Annotated in this window: 17 protein-coding genes and 1 pseudogene; 3 read left to right on the top strand and 15 right to left on the bottom strand. The window is 61.2% G+C overall.

What is annotated here, in order from left to right; genetic code table 11:
- Positions 1-3: 3 nt before the first annotated feature.
- From FW796_RS11710 to FW796_RS11685, 6 genes are all read right to left on the bottom strand, one after another.
- A complete protein-coding gene (locus tag FW796_RS11710) occupies positions 4-936 on the bottom strand; it encodes a fumarylacetoacetate hydrolase (protein WP_346633324.1) in 933 nt (310 codons plus the stop codon).
- Between the two features lie 6 nt (positions 937-942).
- Positions 943-2,220 (bottom strand): MFS transporter, encoded by a 1,278-nt coding sequence (locus FW796_RS11705; RefSeq protein ID WP_346633323.1) that lies wholly within the window; start codon positions 2,218-2,220, stop codon positions 943-945.
- Positions 2,221-2,332: 112 nt separating this feature from the next.
- Positions 2,333-3,382 (bottom strand): type III polyketide synthase, encoded by a 1,050-nt coding sequence (locus FW796_RS11700; protein ID WP_346633322.1) that lies wholly within the window; start codon positions 3,380-3,382, stop codon positions 2,333-2,335.
- A gap of 208 nt (positions 3,383-3,590) precedes the next feature.
- Complete coding sequence (locus tag FW796_RS11695) at positions 3,591-4,031, bottom strand: Zn-ribbon domain-containing OB-fold protein (protein WP_446439382.1); 441 nt, start codon at positions 4,029-4,031, stop codon at positions 3,591-3,593.
- A 12-nt stretch (positions 4,032-4,043) separates the two neighbouring features.
- On the bottom strand, positions 4,044-5,240 hold the full coding sequence (locus tag FW796_RS11690; RefSeq protein WP_346633321.1) for a thiolase family protein: 1,197 nt from the start codon (positions 5,238-5,240) through the stop codon (positions 4,044-4,046).
- A gap of 29 nt (positions 5,241-5,269) precedes the next feature.
- Complete coding sequence (locus FW796_RS11685; protein WP_404937875.1) at positions 5,270-6,358, bottom strand: hydroxymethylglutaryl-CoA synthase; 1,089 nt, start codon at positions 6,356-6,358, stop codon at positions 5,270-5,272.
- Between the two features lie 461 nt (positions 6,359-6,819).
- On the opposite strand from FW796_RS11685, the gene FW796_RS11680 reads away from it, so the two are divergent.
- Positions 6,820-7,422 (top strand): TetR/AcrR family transcriptional regulator, encoded by a 603-nt coding sequence (locus FW796_RS11680; protein ID WP_346633319.1) that lies wholly within the window; start codon positions 6,820-6,822, stop codon positions 7,420-7,422.
- A gap of 52 nt (positions 7,423-7,474) precedes the next feature.
- On the opposite strand, the gene phlG is transcribed toward FW796_RS11680, so the two are convergent.
- Entirely contained in the window at positions 7,475-8,359 is an 885-nt protein-coding gene (gene phlG, locus FW796_RS11675) for a 2,4-diacetylphloroglucinol hydrolase (protein WP_346633318.1), read from the bottom strand.
- Between the two features lie 142 nt (positions 8,360-8,501).
- Between phlG and FW796_RS11670 the strand changes: the two genes are divergently transcribed.
- The gene (locus FW796_RS11670; protein ID WP_346633317.1) at positions 8,502-9,176 is read left to right on the top strand and encodes a TetR/AcrR family transcriptional regulator; all 675 of its coding nucleotides are present in this window, start codon (positions 8,502-8,504) and stop codon (positions 9,174-9,176) included.
- A gap of 74 nt (positions 9,177-9,250) precedes the next feature.
- On the opposite strand, the gene FW796_RS11665 is transcribed toward FW796_RS11670, so the two are convergent.
- The 7 genes and pseudogenes from FW796_RS11665 to FW796_RS11635 all read right to left on the bottom strand — a co-directional run bounded on the left by FW796_RS11665 (position 9,251) and on the right by FW796_RS11635 (position 15,058).
- Positions 9,251-9,568 carry a DUF2388 domain-containing protein gene (locus FW796_RS11665; protein ID WP_016966055.1) on the bottom strand — a complete coding sequence of 106 codons (318 nt, stop codon included), beginning with the start codon at positions 9,566-9,568 and terminating at the stop codon, positions 9,251-9,253.
- Positions 9,569-9,639: 71 nt separating this feature from the next.
- Complete coding sequence (locus FW796_RS11660; RefSeq protein ID WP_346633316.1) at positions 9,640-10,089, bottom strand: NfeD family protein; 450 nt, start codon at positions 10,087-10,089, stop codon at positions 9,640-9,642.
- Positions 10,090-10,099: 10 nt separating this feature from the next.
- Positions 10,100-11,020, bottom strand: a complete 921-nt coding sequence (locus tag FW796_RS11655; protein WP_102862164.1) for an SPFH domain-containing protein — start codon at positions 11,018-11,020, stop codon at positions 10,100-10,102.
- A gap of 130 nt (positions 11,021-11,150) precedes the next feature.
- Complete coding sequence (locus FW796_RS11650; protein WP_430962719.1) at positions 11,151-11,864, bottom strand: methyl-accepting chemotaxis protein; 714 nt, start codon at positions 11,862-11,864, stop codon at positions 11,151-11,153.
- 141 nt (positions 11,865-12,005) lie between these two features.
- Positions 12,006-12,332 (bottom strand): annotated as a pseudogene (locus FW796_RS11645) (HAMP domain-containing protein); the annotation flags it as partial.
- A gap of 506 nt (positions 12,333-12,838) precedes the next feature.
- The gene (locus tag FW796_RS11640) at positions 12,839-14,617 is read right to left on the bottom strand and encodes a GspE/PulE family protein (protein WP_446439381.1); all 1,779 of its coding nucleotides are present in this window, start codon (positions 14,615-14,617) and stop codon (positions 12,839-12,841) included.
- 111 nt (positions 14,618-14,728) lie between these two features.
- The gene (locus tag FW796_RS11635) at positions 14,729-15,058 is read right to left on the bottom strand and encodes a hypothetical protein (protein WP_346633313.1); all 330 of its coding nucleotides are present in this window, start codon (positions 15,056-15,058) and stop codon (positions 14,729-14,731) included.
- Positions 15,059-15,182: 124 nt separating this feature from the next.
- Between FW796_RS11635 and FW796_RS11630 the strand changes: the two genes are divergently transcribed.
- Positions 15,183-15,653, top strand: a complete 471-nt coding sequence (locus tag FW796_RS11630) for an Lrp/AsnC family transcriptional regulator (RefSeq protein WP_065902318.1) — start codon at positions 15,183-15,185, stop codon at positions 15,651-15,653.
- A 9-nt stretch (positions 15,654-15,662) separates the two neighbouring features.
- Here FW796_RS11630 and FW796_RS11625 read toward each other — a convergent pair whose 3' ends face one another.
- Complete coding sequence (locus tag FW796_RS11625; RefSeq protein WP_346633312.1) at positions 15,663-17,030, bottom strand: CYTH domain-containing protein; 1,368 nt, start codon at positions 17,028-17,030, stop codon at positions 15,663-15,665.
- Positions 17,031-17,139 lie beyond the last annotated feature (109 nt).

Raw genomic sequence — 17,139 nt, 5'->3', positions numbered from 1 at the left:
GCCTCAGTAGGGGGGGTGTAGCCGCGTCGGACGACTGCCTTGGGTGTTGCGCCGTAATGGTTGAGTTTCCAGGGGATAGAGGTGCAGCAGTTCTTCTTCGATGACCTGGTTGCTCAGGCCCAGTTCCAGTTCCGGGCAGTCCAGGTCCAGCCAGTCGCCGTGTTGCAACTGCAGTTCGCTCTCGCGCCGGCAGGCACTGTGAAACACGTAGTGGACCATGCCCGGTTGCAGGAACTGCTCATGCTGTTCGAGGAACGCCTGGGAGTATTTGCGGATCGCCCACCAGTTCTGCAGATCGAGGCGATAGCTGAGGTAGGACAGCTGCACACCCTGGCGTTCAACCCGTACATTGAGTGACAGGCTGCTCTGCAGCTCGCCGAGGATCAGCGCCGGAGTGATGGCGCACTGGCGCAGGCGTGATTGTGCGCAGGAACTGGCGTCCTGGCGGCTGAGCAGCGGGTCATGGATGTCATGACCCAGGCTGAAGCCGACAAAGCGCAGTTGCTTGAAGTGGTCCACCAGATACACGCACATCACGCCTGGCTGACTGCAAATACTCAGGGCGTGATACGGGATCATCAGCGCCTCGCCGTCGGTCTTGAGCAGGCTGCCGTTGCCCTTGTAGAACCAGCCCTGGCGGGTGTTCGGGGTGTTCAGGGTGACCTCGCTGACCTGGGCCAGCAGGCTGTCGCTGGGCTTGAGTGGCGGACGCAGCGGCCCTTGCGGGTGTCCCTCGGGAGGCTGTTGCGGATGGGTTGGCAGGCTGCGCAGGTACTCGCCCCAATCCAGGTGCCGGCGGGCGCAGAAATGCAGGGTTTCGTATAACCCACCGTGTTCGGACAGGGCGTGCATGCTGCGACCATTGTGAAAGTCGAACAGCCCGATGGTGCGCTGTTCCTTGTGGCAGACATCCAGCAACAGCAGGTAATCGTCCATGATTCTCTAGTCCTTCAGGGGCAAGGGGGCGGGGAGGATGGGCAGCGGCTCGGGGGCTCGCGTCCGGCGAGGTTCGAGCGCACTTTCCTTGAGCAGAAATGACATCAGCAAGCCGATCAGGCTGCCGCTCAGGGCCACGTACAGGATCGACGGCAGGCCGAAATGGCTGGCGGCAAACCCGGCCACGGCCGGGGACAGCCCGCCCCCGAGAATTTCGCCGAAACCCACGACAATCCCGGTCGCCGTCGGCAGCAGGGCCGGGGCCACGGATTCACTGGTCAGCGGGCCGACCGTCATGCAGATCAGACTGAAATTGAAAAACGACAGCAGGAACAACAGCAGAAACAGCAGCCAGGGAATCGCCGGGCTGACGATCAGCAGGCCCACCAGGGTGCTGCTGGTCATGAAACAGGCCGATACCACCGGTTTGCGTCCGAGGCGGTCGGACATTCCGGGAATGATCAATTGGCCGATGAAACCGCCCAGGCCAATGGCCGAAATGACAAAGGCCATTGACAGGGTTTCCAGGTGCAGGTGGTCGGTCAGGTAACTGGGCAGCATGGCGCATAGCACGAACTGGCAAGTCAGGATGCAGAACATCATGAGGATGTTCAGGCGAACATTGCCGCTCTTGAAGGCCGCTAGCCAGTGGCTTCTGGCAGTACCGGCGAGTTGCACGCAGGGCGCCGCGGGCAGCGGTCGGTAGACCTTCCACAGGTAGCCGGCCAACAGCAGGCCGGGCAGGGCGATGATCGCGAAGACCGCACGCCAGGAGCCGGTAAGTTGCAGCAGGCTGGCGGCGATCAGCGGTCCCAGGCATAGGCCGAGAATCGGAAACAGCGCCTGCTGGATGCCCAGGTTCTGTCCGCGTCGGTCGGGGCGCGAGACTTCGTTAGTGACAATGATGCTCGTCGGCGTGAAGGCACCTTCGCAGATGCCCATCAGTCCCCGTAGAGTCACCAGCCCCAGTACTCCGGTGGCCAGTGCGGAGAAACCGGACAGCAACGACAGGACCGCGATGGAAACCACCAGTACGCGACGGGTTCCCAGGCGGTCAATCACGCTGCCCATGCCCAGAGCGGATAGTCCCCAGGTGAAGGCCAGCGCGGCCGACAGGTAGCCCAGGTCCTGATAGTCCAGTTGCAGGTCGTGCATGATCACCGGAAACAGCGGCAGGATGATGAAGCGATCCAGCCCCACCAGCCCGAAACTCAGTGACAGCAACACCACCATGGATCTTTCGTAACGGCTGTCGGCAGCCGTGGTTGGTATTCCAGCGTTCATCGCTCAGCTTCCTTGTGAAAACCATGAACCCGGCGCGGTGCGCCGTGAGGGTGCGGCCCGACGTTGCCTTGCAGCCTGGCAACGTCAGGTCGGACTGGCGCAGGGTTTCCCTTCAGGCGGTCCACTCTCCGACGGCCATTTCCGCGGTGAAGCCCGGGCCGAAGGCTGCCAGCAGGCCGATATCGCCTCGATTCAGGTTGGAATCGAACTGCCGCTTGAGTACGTCGAACACCACTACGCTGGCGATGTTGCCGGCTTCCGAGAGGCTGCTGCGTGATTGCGAGACCCGGTTCGAGGCCAGGTCCAGGTGCATCACCAACTCGTCGAGGATCTTGCGTCCCCCGGTGTGAAAGATGAAGAAGTCGTTGTGCGCGCAGTTCTGTTCGAAGCTGTCGTAGTTGAGCTTCTCCATGACCGGTGCCACGTCCTTGATGGAGTTCATTACCGCCTTGTCGAGGGTGAAGTGGAAGCCGGTATCCTTCACGTCATACTTGATGTAGTGCTCACTCTTGGGCAGGAAGAACGACTCAGTCTTCTTGATCTTGAAGCCGCCGGCCTGGTCATCGGCGCGCAGCACGCAGGCCGACACCGCATCGCCGAACAGCGCCGCGGAGATGAAGGCGTGCAGCTTGGTATCGTCCGGCTGATAGCACAGCGAAGAGAACTCCAGGGACACGATCAGCACGTGGTTGCGCGCATCGAGCCGGGCGAAATCGTTGGCCCGGTTGATGGCCGCGGCACCGGCCACGCAGCCCAGTTGGGCGATCGGCAGTTGCACGGTGGAATTGGGCAGGCCGAGATCGTTGATCAGGTGCGCGGTCAGCGACGGCATCATGAAGCCGGTGCAGGAGGTGACGATCACCATGCGGATGTCGCTGATCTGCAACCCGGCATTCTCGATGGCCTGGCGCGCCGCCGCCGACGACATCTGCCGGGCTTCACGCTCATAGACGATGCTGCGGTGGGTAAAGCCGGTGTGTACCGCCAGTTCGTCGATCGGCAGTACCAGATGGCGCTCATTGACTTCAGTGTTGGCGATCATGCGTTTGGCCAGGGCCATGCGCGGATGGTCGGCGTGGAGGTTTTCCAGGTGATCAACCATCTGCTGTTGGGTGATCTTGTGTTGCGGAAACATGACGTGTGGAAGGCAAAGAGTAGACATGATGGGTCCTTGGCGCTAAGTAAGCCAATAAGTTAAGGGTTGGGGATAGTCCCCGTTCATAGGCACAGGAATCTGTAGGCCCTAAAGGAAATCAGGGCCTTAAGGCAACTTCGAGGCGTGAAGCGGCCGTTGATGTAACTTTTAAGTTGGATTTTATTTTAATGGCTAACTTCAAGGTGCCTTATATAAAGGCACCTTGAATAACAACTTATATATCCAGTACGAACTTATAAGCGTATTGCCAGGCCAGGTTGCTTTCGCGCACATGCTTGCGAATCACCATGCGCACTGGCGTGCCGACTTTCAGCTGCTGTGGATCGCAGACGTCGACGATCTCCGAGGCAATCACCAGGCCGTCATCCAGGCGCACCATGGCCATGACGCGCGGCACGGTTTCGCCATAACCCATGGCGGCCAGGACTGGGTTCTCGGCGTGGGCCATGACTTCGATCTTGCCCGTGCGCTTGCAGCGGTAAGGTTTCACGCTCAGGGAGTTGCAGGCGCCGCAGACGGTACGCCGGGGGAAGAAGATCTCGTTGCATTCTTCGCACTGGCTGCCTTCGAGGCGGTACTTGCCGCCATGCTCGCGCCATTCGCGAAGCATGCTGGCGGTGGTCATTCTGTGGATCTGCTCTGGGTACATGGACATGGTCCGGGCTCCTTAGTCGTTCGAGAGGACAATCACTGAGTTGTGGGCCGCATAACCGCCAAGGTTCTGCGACACGCCGATGCGTGCGCCCTTGACCTGGTTGTCGGATTCCCCTCTCAGCTGCCGGAACAGCTCGGTGATATGCAGAATGCCGTCGCATCCCGAGGCGTGGCCGCGGCCGATATTGCCGCCGTCGGTGTTCAGTGGCAGTTGGCCGTCCAGGGCGATGCCGCCCTCGAGTACGAAGTCGCCGGCCTGGCCCTTGCCGCAGATGCCCATGGATTCCATCTGGATCAGCCCGGCGCCGAGCAGGTCGTAGACCTGTGCCACGTCGATGTCCTTGGCGGTGATCCCGGCCTTTTTATAGGCAATTTCCGCACAGGCGATGGAGTTGGCCGAGACGGCCATGCCCACGTCCTTGGGCAGGCCCGGATGGTGCAGGGTCGGATTGTGGAAGCGCGTGCCGAAGTAGTGCGAGACCCCGGTGTAGGCACAGCCGCGCACGAACACGGGTTTGTCGGTGTACTTGTGGGCCAGGTGCTCGGCCACCAGGATTGCGCAGCCACTGGCTTCGCCCCAGGCCAGCATCGAACCGCAGGCTTCGCTGTTTTTCAGCGCTTCGATGGATGGGATTGGCTGGCCATAGCGGGTGGCGGTCGGCGTGTTCTGGGCGTAGATGCGCATCTGCCGACCGAAGGTGGCAAGTACATCGGCCTCGCGACCGGCATAACCGAACTTCTGGAAGTACTCGGCAGTGGCCAGGGCGAAGGCGTCGGTGTGGGAGATGCCGAGGAAGTAGTCGTATTCACATTCAGTGCTGGAGCCGATGTATTCGGCGTAGTTGAAGTGATCGGTCATCTTCTCGAAACCGCCGCACAGGACGATGTCGTATTCCCCGGACGCCACCATCTGGTGACCCATCTGGAACGACACCGAGCTACTGGTGCAGTTGGCGGTGCTCATGAAGGTTGGTGCCGGGCTGATGCCCAGGGCGTCGGAAATGGTCGGGCCCAGGCCGCCATATTCAGAGATGCCTTCACCGTGATAGCCGTAGGCGACACCCTGGATTTCCCGAGGATGCATCTTGGCGTCCTTGAGCGCCTTGTAGGCGGATTCGACGATCATTTCCTTGAACGTCTGCCGAACTCGTGAACTTCCGGGCTTCGGCGTATAGGCGGCCGAAACTATTGCAACACGACGTGCGCACATGTGCATGCTCCTTGCGTAGACAGGCGTAATCAGAGATAGGCGGTCAGGGCGTAATCCGCCCGCAGGTACTTGAACTCGTACTTGATGGAGGTGCCGTAATCGACATAGGTCTTGGTTTCGAGCAGTTCGCGCAGGGGCTTGTTGTGCTTCTGGTACTGCTCGATGGCGTCGGTGACGGTCAGGGCGATGGCGTCACTGCCGGCCCCGAAACCATAGGACACCATGAGGATCTTCTGCCCCGGACGGGCCTGGTCCAGCACGTTGATCAGGCCGAGCAGCGGGCTGGCGGCGCCAGTGTCACCCACATCGCCGGCGTAGATTCCCGGTTCGATCTGCTTGGTGTTGAAGCCCAGGTGCTTGCCCAGAGAGTAGGGCGTGGACACCAGGTTCTGCTGGAACACCACGTAGTCATAGTCGGCGGCGCTGGTACGCAGCTTGGCCATCAGGCCCTCGGCAGCGCGGCGGGTCTGATCTTCCAGGCCGATGCTGTTCTTGTCCGAGCCCAGGCCCATCCCGGAACGAATGTAGCGATCGCCCTGGGGGCGGATGTTGTCGGCGATATCCGCAGCGCAGGAAAAACTGCCGTCGAACTCGGCGATGACGTTCTGATTGCCGATCAGCAGGGCGGCGGCGCCGGCTCCAGCATAGGACTCGGTCAAATCACCCGGCGCGGTATTGCGGTTGATGGTGTCGGCGCCGATGGCCAGGGCACTGCCGGTCATGCCGGAGGCCACCAGGGCCTGGCAGATCTGCAGGGCGGAGGTGCCGGACTTGCCAGCAAACTGCACGTCGGCGCAATAGGCGTCGTAACCGCTGCCGAGCATTTCCAGGATGATCGAAGCCGAGGCCCGTGAGTCGTAGGGGTTGGTGCAGGTGCCCAGGTACAGGGCTTCGAGCTCGTGGCCGGGGACTTTATCCAGGGCCCGTTGCGCCGCCAGCACACCGAGGGTGATGACATCTTCGTCCGGCTGCAGTACGGCTCTTTCAGTGACGCCGAGGTTTTCCTCGACCAACTTGAGCTCGGTGTTTTTCCAGACGTTGATCACGTCCTGAACTTTGAGGCGGCATACCGGAATACCCGCGCCATAGCTGACAATGCCTACTTTTTTCACGTTCATTTTCCTCTTGATTCCATTCTTTTTGAGAAAACTGGGTCGTGCCTGCTCAGAAGCACCCTTGAACATACGGAAAACAATTTTGCTGCCTGTCTCGTGGCGACACCGCATAAACCGGCGGCCCAGAGGAGGGGGACAGCAGACTCCGAATAGGGGAAAACCCACTCGAAAGCTGTTTTTCTTAACCTCTCTATGCTATGATACGGAACGTTTCGTTTAGTAATAATTTAAGACGATCTAGTCTCTTTTTGGGAAGCGGGCCGCAGCCTCGAATCCGAGGAACTCGCAGTTGCAGGGCCTGATTTACTCAACCCTAAAGAGATACTTTAAAAACTAGATAGATCGGTACAAGAAGTTCATGATTCTTTCAAGAATGAAACGAAACGGACCGTTTCATTTCAATTCGGAGGAATCCTATACCCTGCGTTGCGTTTGTCAAGCGCCCTGCCTGGAGATTTTTTATTGTGGCTCGTACCCCATCTCGCAGCTCCATCGGCTCGTTGCGAAGTCCCCATACCCATAAAGCCATCCTCAGTTCCACCATCGAAATCCTTAAGGAATGCGGTTATTCCGGGCTCAGTATCGAGTCCGTCGCCCGCCGGGCGGGTGCCAGCAAGCCAACGATTTATCGGTGGTGGTCGAACAAGGCGGCATTGATCGCGGAAGTTTATGAAAACGAGAGTGAGCAGGTCAGAAAATTTCCTGATCTCGGCTCGTTCAAGGCGGATCTCGACTTTTTGCTCCACAATCTCTGGAAAGTCTGGCGAGAAACCATTTGCGGAGAGGCTTTCCGCTGTGTCATCGCTGAAGCGCAGTTGGATCCAGCAACATTGACCCAGCTCAAGGATCAATTCATGGAGCGCAGAAGGGAGTTGCCGAAAAAGCTGGTGGAAAATGCCATCAGCAATGGCGAGCTACCCAAGGACACCAACCGTGAATTGCTGCTGGATATGATTTTTGGTTTTTGCTGGTATCGGTTACTGACCGAGCAGTTGACGGCGGAACAGGACATTGAGGAGTTCACTTCTCTGCTGATCAACGGTGTTTGTCCTGATACGCAACGTTGATCCATTGTCAGCCATTAAGCCCTTGAGTTGCGCGGGCTTAATGGCTGTTGTTTCAGGCTGAAGTCGCGCCGAACTCCCGATACAGGTCCGGCAGGAAGCTGGCCAGATGATTGAACTCGCACATATCGTGCACGGCAAATTCATAGGCCAGGGTTTCCAGCTCGGCTTCGCCAAAGCCACTTTCCTTAAGCAGCGCCGATGCTTTTTCAGCTCCGGGAAAGCGGGCCATCGATGGGTGCGATCCGACCCAGTAACGGCTGGTAAGGTACATGCCGCCCGGCACCTCCTTGAACAGATGCACCATCAATGACACCGGCACCTGTGGGTGATCGGCCAGGCTCATCAAGGCACTGACGCTGCCGTCGATTTTCGCTTCGCGATACAGATCAGGGTCAAGGCCCAGGCTGGCCGGTTCCTGAAAATCGATGTGCAAGTGCATCAGGCGATCGCCGACGTACTCCGATGCGCAGAAAGTGTTGCCATACAGCCGCTCCTCGAAGCTCAAGGATTCGTCGCTCAGGCGCTGATGGTTCATGCAGGGGTTGCTGACATGGGCGTAGGGAAACCACAGGGTATAGCGCTCCGATTCTGCCGGGTGCCACATGAACCACCACTTGAACATCTGTGCGGTGCAGCCGGGGAAGAACTTGCGGCTTTGTACATAAGCCATCGGCCCCGGTAGCAGGGCGTAGCCGGACTCCTCACTGACGAAGTCCGGGTCGAGCAGGCGATTGATGTCTTCGACGCTTGGGGTCAGGGTGTCTTTCAGGTCCATCGGGCCTTGCTGGATCTTGCGTACGGCGGACAGCGGCACGCGCATCTCCGAACGGAAATACTTGGCGTAGGGCTTGTTCCGGATTGCCGCCTGGTTGCGCAGGAAGAGCTTCTGCATGGGCAGTGAGAAGTAGGTGAAGGGAGTCATGATGCGCGCTTCCATGCTGATATCCTTTGGCGTGAATTGACGAGTAGCCGCCACGTTCGTGCAATCCGCTCGCGGAGTTGAACGAGAAACTGGCGCTTTGTAGCTAAGCAGTCCATAAACAAAAGTCAAATTTGAATTTAACTTAGTGAGAGCGTCTATGGCCGTTTCCGCTTCCCCGCCGCCTGCTGCGGCCCGTGCGCCGCGTCAGGATGGCCAGGCAACTCGCCAGCAGATCCTGGAAACGGCTGGCCAGCTCTTTGCCGAGCTGGGGTACGCCAACACCACCAGCAAGCAGATTTGCGAAAACTCCAAGGCCAACAACGCCTCGGTCAACTATCACTTCGAGAACAAGGACGGCCTGTACCGGGCGGTGCTGCGCGAGGCCCATGACCGCCTGGTGCGGATCGAGACCATGATCAGCCTGAGCGAGAGCCAGGACAGCGCCGAAGATAAGCTGCGGGCGATCATCACTGTGCTGATCGAGGGGCTGAACAATCAGCGCGAGGGCTGGGCACTGAAAGTGCTGACCCGCGAGCTGCTGTCGCCCTCGTCTGTGCTGCCGGTGGTCCTGGAGGAGCAGGCGTTCCCCAAGGCGAAGATCGTGCGCGTCATTCTCGGCCAGATCATGCACCTGTCGCCGGAAGACCCAGCCACGTTACGCAGTGCCGTCAGTGTGTTTGCGCCCTGCCTGTTCCTGCTGATCGCCCATCAGCCACTGGCGCGCAACGTACTGCCTGGCCTTGAGCTGGACCCGCCGGCCCTGATCGAGCACATGATGGATTATGCCCTGGCCGGCCTGGCGGCGGTGGCTCGGACTTCCGGCAGGGCCTAGCGCGTTATTTTCGGGCACAAAAAAACGCCGACCCTGAGGTCGGCGTTTTCTGTCAGCCATCCCTGGGACGATCCTTACTCCTGCGCGACGGCGTTCTTCGCCAGGATCGCGTTGGCCAGCTCCATGTCGGTAGCCTTGAGGCCGGGATTGTCGGCGCGGACTTTCTGCATGGCGGCTTCCAGGTACGGGCCGCGAATGCTGCCTTCGCTGGCGACGAAGCTGCCCGCGTCGTCCTGCGCGGCGACGATCAGCTTGTGGTCCTTGAAGGTCAGGTAGGTGGAACCGGTGGTGGCACCGGAGGAAATGACGTTACGCCAGAAGGTGTCGGCCATTGCCGAACCAACAGGGAGAGAAAGCAGGGCAAGGGTGGCGACAGCTATTTTCAGACGCATGATGGGTGACTCCAACTGGGGGTTATCTGCACAGTTTGATTCTAGATACCCCAGCGGAGTTCCGTGACCCATCAGTCAAGGTTTTCGACCAGCAGAATGGCGCCTTCCTGGCCGATCACGCGCACCCGGGCGCCCACAGGCGCGTCGGCGCCCTTGGCGATCCATACCCCATCGGCGACCTTGATCCGGCCCCGGCCGTCAACTATCGCCTGATGCACCACAAAGGTCTTGCCCATCAGTTCCTGGCCCCGCAGGTTCAGGTTCGGCTGGTCGCTGGGGCGCACCACATTGCGCTGGCGACGCCACCAGTACAGGGCTGTCAGCACCGATAGCAGGCCGAACAGGAGGAACTGCACCTCCCAGGTCAGGCCGGGAATCACAAAGGTCAGGACCCCTACGGCGGCAGCCGCCAGGCCGATCCACAGTAGATAGCCGCCGGCGCCGAACACTTCGAAAATCAGCAGTACAGTGCCCAGGGCCAACCAGTCCCAGAACGATAGCGCGTGCAAGAATGCCAGCATGGATCGAGCCTCAGACCTTCTTGCCGTCGAACGTGGCCTTGACGATTTCGCCAATGCCGCCCACGGCGCCTATTACCTGGCTGGCCTCCAGTGGCATCAGGATCACCTTGCTGTTGTTGGCCGACGCGAGCTTGCCCAGGGCATCGATGTATTTTTGCGCGACGAAGTAGTTGATCGCCTGGACGTTGCCGCTGGCGATCGCCTCGGATACCACTTGGGTCGCCCGGGCCTCGGCTTCGGCCTGGCGCTCCCGGGCTTCGGATTCAAGGAAGGCCGCCTGACGTTCACCCTCGGCTTCCAGAATCTGCGCCTGCTTCTTGCCTTCGGCGGTCAGAATGGCCGCTGCCCGCAGGCCTTCGGCTTCGAGGATCTGGGCGCGCTTGACCCGTTCGGCCTTCATCTGCCCGGACATGGCCGCCATCAGGTCGGCAGGCGGGCTGATGTCCTTGATCTCGATACGGGTGATCTTGATCCCCCAGGGGGCGGTGGCTTCGTCAACGGTTCGCAGTAGTTTTTCGTTGATGCCGTCACGTTGGCTGAGCATCGCGTCCAGTTCCATGGAACCGAGCACGGTACGGATATTGGTCTGCAGCAGGTTGCGGATGGCGTGCTCAAGGTTGTTGACCTCGTAGGCCGCCTGGGCGGTGTTGACCACCTGGAAGAAGCACACGGCGTCGATCTGCACCGTGGCGTTGTCGGCGGTGATGACTTCCTGGGGGGGAATGTCCAGCACGCTTTCCATGACGTTGATCTTGCGGCCGATGCGGTCCATCACCGGAATGATGATGTTCAGCCCTGGCTTGAGGGTGTTGGTGTAGCGGCCAAAGCGCTCCACTGTCCACTGGTAGCCTTGGGGCACGACCTTGAACCCCATGAATACCAGGGCTACCGCGAGGCCGACAAAAAGTAACAGTACGCTTCCGATCTGCATAACATTCACCTGTTCAGTCATTGCTCAAGGGGCACGAGTGTACGGCGGTGCCCGGCCCCCCGCCGGGATACCTTCGTCCTTGCATCATCAGGACACACATCACCGGCGCGACTCAGGCACGCCGCGAGGTTCAAAGCTGGAAGCGGGTGACCGAGGTTTGCAGGGTCGCCACAGAGTTTTCCATCTGCTCCACCGTTTGCGTCAGTTCACGCATGGCCTGACTGTTGCGCCGGGCCACCTGGCTGATCATCTCCACCCGTTGCGCCACTTCGCTGCTGGCCTTGGACTGCTCGCCGATAGTGTGGGAAATCTCTTCCACCATCAGCGCCGACCGCTGGGCACCCTGGCGAATCTCGTTGATCGAAGTCCCCGCCTGCTGGGCCATGTTCACCCCGTCGTTGACCCGGCTGACCCCGGTTTGCATGCTGCTCACCGCCTGCCCGGTGGTTTCGCGGATGCGCTCGATCATGCCAGTGATTTCCCGGGTGGATTGCGCGGTGCGCGCCGCCAGGTTGCGCACCTCGTCGGCGACCACGGCGAATCCGCGTCCGGCCTCGCCGGCCCGGGCCGCTTCGATGGCGGCATTCAGGGCCAGCAGGTTGGTCTGCTCGGCGATGCCATTGATCACCTGGATGATCGAATGGATCTCCTCCGAGGACTGGCCCAGGGCGGTGATGCTCTGGGACGACTGGTTCACCGCCTCGGCGATGTGGCTCATGCCGTCCACCACCCCGAGTATCACCTGGCCGCCGCTGCCGGCCAGGGACTCGGATTGGGCAGCAATGCTCTGGGCATTGCGGGCGTGCTCGGCGACCTGGGCAATGTTGCTGATCATCTGTTCCATGGCCGCCGCCATGTTGGTGGCGCCGTCGGCCTGCTCGGTGGCGCCGTCGGCGATGCCCAGCGAGGTGTCGCTGAGGCTGTGGGAGCGCCCCCGCAACTCTTCGCTTTCATGGCGGATGGTGGTGATCATCTGCCGCAGGTTGTCCTGCATCTCGCCAAGGGCCTGTTGCAACTGACCGGCTTCGTCCCGGCTGTCGATACTGATGACCGTGGTCAGGTTGCCCTGGGCGATGGCCCGGGCCGTGGCGACGGATTTTTCCAGGGGCTTGAGGACCCGGATGAGCAACTGGCGGGTCAGCAGGCACAGGGCCAGGGCGGCAATCAGGCTGCCGCCGATCAGCCACCAGGCGGCTTGGCGTACGGCAGTTTCACTGCCTTCGCGGGTCTGGGCGGTACTGGCTTCGATCTTGCTGCTCAGGGCCGTATTGCGGGCTTCCACTTCACTGAAACGCTGGGAAAACTCCGGCATCTGCAAGCGCGCGGCCTGAGGATCCTTGAGGGCCTGTTCGGCGATGCTTTCGGCCGCATGAATGTAGTTTTCCAGGACCGGCTGCAACTCGCTGATGGCATCGCGGATATCCGGCGCCAGGGGCAGCCGGGCGTTTTCCGCCAGGGCCTTGCGGAACCAATCGCCGTGTTCGCGCAGACTGTTGCGCACCTCCTCGCCGGCCGCGCTGTCGCCGGGCTCACTGCTCAGGGCCTCCAGCACATCGGCCCGCAGGGCGTCGTGCATCATGTCGGCTTCCAGGTGATTGCGCAGTGCGCTGGCATTGAGTTCATTGTCATGCAGGGCACTGGCCAGGCGTGACTGTCCCCAGAGACCGAGGCCGGCCACCAGGGCAATGGCCAGCAGGCTGAGAACCCCGGAGGCGATCATGTTGTGACGAATATTCATGCCTGGCTTCCTGCTTTTCTTGGCGGTGGTTAGAGCGTAGTCCAGCACTTGGGGTTCGCCTTCGGGCAAGCAGGGCCTGGTTACTGGTTTTCGCTTTGAGGTGTCACCCGCAGCACTTCCTCCAGGCTGGTCAGGCCATCGGCAAGCTTTTGTGCGGCGGCCAGGCGCAGGCTGCGCATGCCGTCCTCGCAAGCCTGGCGACGCAGGCCGGCGAGGTCGAGGTCGCCATGCACAAGAGCCTTGAGCGGGGTACTTAAGGGCATGATTTCGTAGATCCCGGTACGCCCGTGATAGCCGGTGCCACGGCACTCTGCGCAGCCCACGGCCCTTTTGCTCAGGGGCGGAAGCGGCAGTTGTCGGGGGTGGGTCAGGCTCTGCCAGTCATCCAGGGCGAGGGCCGCGGGAGCCTTGCAATGGGGGCACAGGGTACGCAGCAAGCGCTGGGCCATGACGCCGATCAGGGTGGCCTTGATCAGGTAGTGAGGCACTCCCAGTTCCAGTAGGCGGCTGATGGCTCCGGGGGCATCGTTGGTATGCAGGGTGGAGAGCACCAGGTGCCCGGTGAGTGCAGCCTGGATAGCCATTTCGGCGGTCTCCAGGTCGCGGATCTCGCCGATCATGATGATGTCCGGGTCCTGGCGCATCAGCGCACGCACGCCGCTGGAAAAGCTCAGGTCGATATTGTGCTGCACCTGCATCTGGTTGAACGCCGGCTCGATCATCTCGATCGGGTCTTCGATGGTGCACAGGTTGATCTCGGGGCTCGCGAGCTTTTTCAAGGTGGTGTAGAGGGTGCTGGTCTTGCCCGAACCTGTGGGGCCGGTCACCAGGATGATGCCGTGAGCCTGTGCGGTCATGGCTTGCCAACGGTTCAGGTCGTCGGCGCCGAAGCCCAGTTGGTCGAAATCCTTGAGCAGCACCTGTGGGTCGAAGATACGCATCACCAACTTCTCGCCGAAGGCCGTGGGCAGGGTCGAGAGCCGCAACTCGATCTCGCTGCCTTCCGGAGTACGGGTCTTGACCCGGCCATCCTGGGGTTTGCGTTTTTCCGCGACGTTCATCCGTCCCAGGCTCTTGAGGCGGCTGACGATGGCCAGAGTCACCTGGGGCGGGAACTGGTAAACGTTGTGCAGCACCCCGTCGATGCGAAAGCGCAGGGTGCCGTGCTCGCGGCGGGGTTCGATATGGATATCGCTGGCCCGTTGCTGGAAGGCGTACTGAAACAGCCAGTCGACGATGTTGATGATGTGGGCGTCGTCGGCATCCGGCTCCTGGTCGCTGGCCCCGAGCTTGAGCAGTTGTTCGAGGTTGCCCGGGCCGCTGGCCCTCTGTTCGCTGCTGGCCCCGCTGACCGACTTGGCCAGGCGATAGAACTCCAGGGTCAGGCGCTGGATATCCACCGGGCTGGCCACCACCCGTTGGATCGAGCGCTTGAGGACATGGGCCAGATCGGCTTCCCAGGCGCTGACGTAGGGTTGGGCGCTGGCCACGGTGACGCTTTGGGCATCCACTGCTACGGCGAGGATCTTGTGCCGCTGGGCGAAGGCGCAGGACATCAGCGGGGTGATGCTCGCGACGTCGATCTGCAGCGGGTCGATGCGCAGGTAGGGCTGGCCGGCTCGCCGGGCCAGCCAGGCGGTGAGACTGTCCAGATCCAGGTGCTGGCCGGGACGCTGCAAGTCCGGCAGATGCTGACTGGCGATCAGTTCCAGGGGGTGCACGGGGTTGCTGGTGCCGTGAGGGCGGGCGCTGATGGCCTGTTCGGCGGCATCCTGGCTGATGCGGCCCTGGGCCAGCAGTTCATGCAGCAGCTCGCTGAGCTCCAGCCAGTGATCCTGGGGCGTTTGCGTGGCAGCCATGGGGGCTCCTTGGGGCTGTTGTCCAGAGGCGGGTCTCTGACCACAAATGGCCAAGAATAGCCCCGCCAGGCCGGGCCACCGGCTACCAAGGGTTGCAGGATTTTTCCGACCTCAGCCGGCGGCCTGCAGCTGCGCCGGCTCTGCCAGTTCCAGTTCTACCGAGCAGACGCTGATCAGGTTGCGCAACTTGTCGCCGATCACCCGGGCCCGATGCCAGCTCAGGCCGTCGAGTTGCACGTCGATGTGCAGCGTGGTGTCTTGCTGGATCACCGTGACCCGCTGGGGTACCAGAAATTGCAGGGCGAAGTGGTTGAGCACCCGGCACAGGACATCAGCTTCGGCCTCGGCGGTCATCTGGTAGTGCACGCGACAGTGGGCATTGTCCTGGTTCCAGACATCGGCGCGGGATGATTGGCCAGGGGCAGGTTCGAGATGGGGCATGGCAGTCTCCAGATCAGTGGAGAAATTTTTACATTCGGTTCCGGGTATTTCTTATCTAAGATTGAGCAGAATTCATAAAAATCGAATAGTTTGATTCAAAATTTTATAGATAAGGGGATTTGTTATGCATAGCGAACTGGACGCCTACGACCGCCGGATACTCGCGTTGCTGCAAGAGGACGCGTCACTTTCCAGCGCGCAGATTGCCGAACAGGTGGGCTTGTCCCAGTCGCCGTGCTGGCGGCGGATTCAACGCTTGAAGGAGGAGGGGGTGATCCGTGGCCAGGTGACCCTGCTCGATCGCAAGAAGATCGGCCTCAACACGCAGATTTTTGCCGAGATCAAGCTCAACGCCCACGGACGCTCCAACTTCACCGAGTTCACCGAGGCGATTCGCGGCTTTCCGGAGGTGCTGGAGTGTTATGTGCTGATGGGGGCCGTGGATTTCCTGTTGCGCATCGTGACGGCGGACATCGAAGCCTATGAGCGGTTTTTCTTCGAGAAACTGTCCATGGTGCCGGGCATTCAGGAGGTGAACTCGATCGTTGCCCTGTCGGAGATCAAGTCCACCACCAGCCTGCCGGTACTGCGCTGAGGGAGCGGCTTACATGCGCAGCAGGGTTTTCCAGGCGCGGTTCTGGTACACCGCGATGGCCTGCTGTTTGCGGGCATCGAGGGCTTCGTCGGTGATGGGTTCGTTGGCCAGTTGTGCCAGCTTGTTCAGTTCACCGTATAGACGATCCAGTTCAGGGATCTCCAGCACGGCACGGGCATGATGCAGCCAGGCTTGGATGCGCTCGATACGCGGCAGCTGCTCGGCCAGGTCTTCGGGTTGCTGCTGGTAGCGCGGCAACTGCAGGGCGGTGGCTTCCTCGGCCAGCAGACGTGGCAGCCAGCTACCCAGTTGCGCTGCGCCCTGGCGGTTGCCACGGGTGTTGCGCTCGGCGGTCCAGGCGCGGGCCAGCAGCCAGCGAGAGGTGTTCAGGGAGAACAGGCCCCAGCGCACGTCCTGCAACTCTTCGAGGTATTGCTCCGGCGCGGCCTTGCGCACGTCTTCATCGTCGAGGCCGGCTTGTACCAGCGGACGCCAGTCTTCCAGCAGGGCATCCAGGGCGCTGCGCAGTTCAGCGGTGGACTGGCGTGGCGCAGCCTGGCCCAGGCTGCTGGCCAGAGCTCGCAGTTCGGCGAGGTTATCCACCCAGTCCTGCAGCAGGCGCCAGTGGCCGTTGAAGCGATACTGTTCGGCCAGGCGCTGGCTGCTGCCCAGCAGGTGCCAGGCCAGGGCAGCGAAGGCGTCGTCCAGTGGGGTTTCGGCACTCAGTTGTGGCGCCGGCAGGCTCAAGGAGTAGCTACCGGCATCGAACAGGCGATAGCCACGCTCGGCCTTGCTGATGTCGCAGGGCATCAGGGGCAGGGTGAGGGCCAGCTCTGCCGCCAGTTCCAGCAGGGCGGCGGGCTCGCCTTCGCGCAGCTCCAGCTCCAGCTCGCAGATTTCTTCCTTGTGCTTGCCGGCGATCACCTGGCCCAGGTCCAGGGCCGCTTCGATCACCACCTTGGCCTTGCCGCGGCCCCAGGCGATTTCCGCGCGTTCACGGACAAAGTCGGTGGTGAACAGTGGCTTGAGGGTCTTTTTGTCCAGCTCGGCCAGGGCTTCGGGCCAGCATTCGCCGTCGAGTTTTTTCACGTCGAGCTTGGCTTTGGCCAAGGACCAGTCGTATTCGTTGCGCTCGGACAGGCCGGCAACGCTCTGGCCGCTGGTCTTGAGGGTCTGAATCACTGCGTCACCGTCACGACGCAGGCGTAGGGCAACTTTGGCCCGGGCCAGATCGCGCTCTGGGGTGTCGAAGTACTGGTTCATCAGCTCACGGCGTTCCCAGCCACTTTTGTTGCGTTTTTTCAGTAGCGGGTGCTCGCGCAGGGCGGCGAGGGTTTCGCGGCTGACGCGGAGTTTGATTTCGGTTTCTTTCTGCATGGCCGGAAAATCCAGGATCGGGAGTGCAGCCGGGGGAAGAGTTGGCTGCCAAGGCCGTGCAGTGTACAGGACCAGGCGCCCGGAGGCGCCACGACGGTTCCTTCCTCTC

Source organism: Pseudomonas sp. 910_21, assembly GCF_052850735.1.
Note: the sequence above shows the minus strand (reverse complement) of the source record. Positions and strands in the feature narration are given on the sequence as shown.

What these genes read in the sequence shown, in the direction of transcription:
- FW796_RS11710 (WP_346633324.1), bottom strand. Translation starts at nt 936, where the DNA reads ATGGACGATTACCTGCTGTTGCTGGATGTCTGCCACAAGGAACAGCGC.
- FW796_RS11705 (WP_346633323.1), bottom strand. Translation starts at nt 2,220, where the DNA reads ATGAACGCTGGAATACCAACCACGGCTGCCGACAGCCGTTACGAAAGA.
- FW796_RS11700 (WP_346633322.1), bottom strand. Translation starts at nt 3,382, where the DNA reads ATGTCTACTCTTTGCCTTCCACACGTCATGTTTCCGCAACACAAGATC.
- FW796_RS11695 (WP_446439382.1), bottom strand. Translation starts at nt 4,031, where the DNA reads ATGTCCATGTACCCAGAGCAGATCCACAGAATGACCACCGCCAGCATG.
- FW796_RS11690 (WP_346633321.1), bottom strand. Translation starts at nt 5,240, where the DNA reads ATGTGCGCACGTCGTGTTGCAATAGTTTCGGCCGCCTATACGCCGAAG.
- FW796_RS11685 (WP_404937875.1), bottom strand. Translation starts at nt 6,358, where the DNA reads ATGAACGTGAAAAAAGTAGGCATTGTCAGCTATGGCGCGGGTATTCCG.
- phlG (WP_346633318.1), bottom strand. Translation starts at nt 8,359, where the DNA reads ATGGAAGCGCGCATCATGACTCCCTTCACCTACTTCTCACTGCCCATG.
- FW796_RS11670 (WP_346633317.1), top strand. Translation starts at nt 8,502, where the DNA reads ATGGCCGTTTCCGCTTCCCCGCCGCCTGCTGCGGCCCGTGCGCCGCGT.
- FW796_RS11665 (WP_016966055.1), bottom strand. Translation starts at nt 9,568, where the DNA reads ATGCGTCTGAAAATAGCTGTCGCCACCCTTGCCCTGCTTTCTCTCCCT.
- FW796_RS11660 (WP_346633316.1), bottom strand. Translation starts at nt 10,089, where the DNA reads ATGCTGGCATTCTTGCACGCGCTATCGTTCTGGGACTGGTTGGCCCTG.
- FW796_RS11655 (WP_102862164.1), bottom strand. Translation starts at nt 11,020, where the DNA reads ATGCAGATCGGAAGCGTACTGTTACTTTTTGTCGGCCTCGCGGTAGCC.
- FW796_RS11650 (WP_430962719.1), bottom strand. Translation starts at nt 11,864, where the DNA reads ATGGAACAGATGATCAGCAACATTGCCCAGGTCGCCGAGCACGCCCGC.
- FW796_RS11640 (WP_446439381.1), bottom strand. Translation starts at nt 14,617, where the DNA reads ATGGCTGCCACGCAAACGCCCCAGGATCACTGGCTGGAGCTCAGCGAG.
- FW796_RS11635 (WP_346633313.1), bottom strand. Translation starts at nt 15,058, where the DNA reads ATGCCCCATCTCGAACCTGCCCCTGGCCAATCATCCCGCGCCGATGTC.
- FW796_RS11630 (WP_065902318.1), top strand. Translation starts at nt 15,183, where the DNA reads ATGCATAGCGAACTGGACGCCTACGACCGCCGGATACTCGCGTTGCTG.
- FW796_RS11625 (WP_346633312.1), bottom strand. Translation starts at nt 17,030, where the DNA reads ATGCAGAAAGAAACCGAAATCAAACTCCGCGTCAGCCGCGAAACCCTC.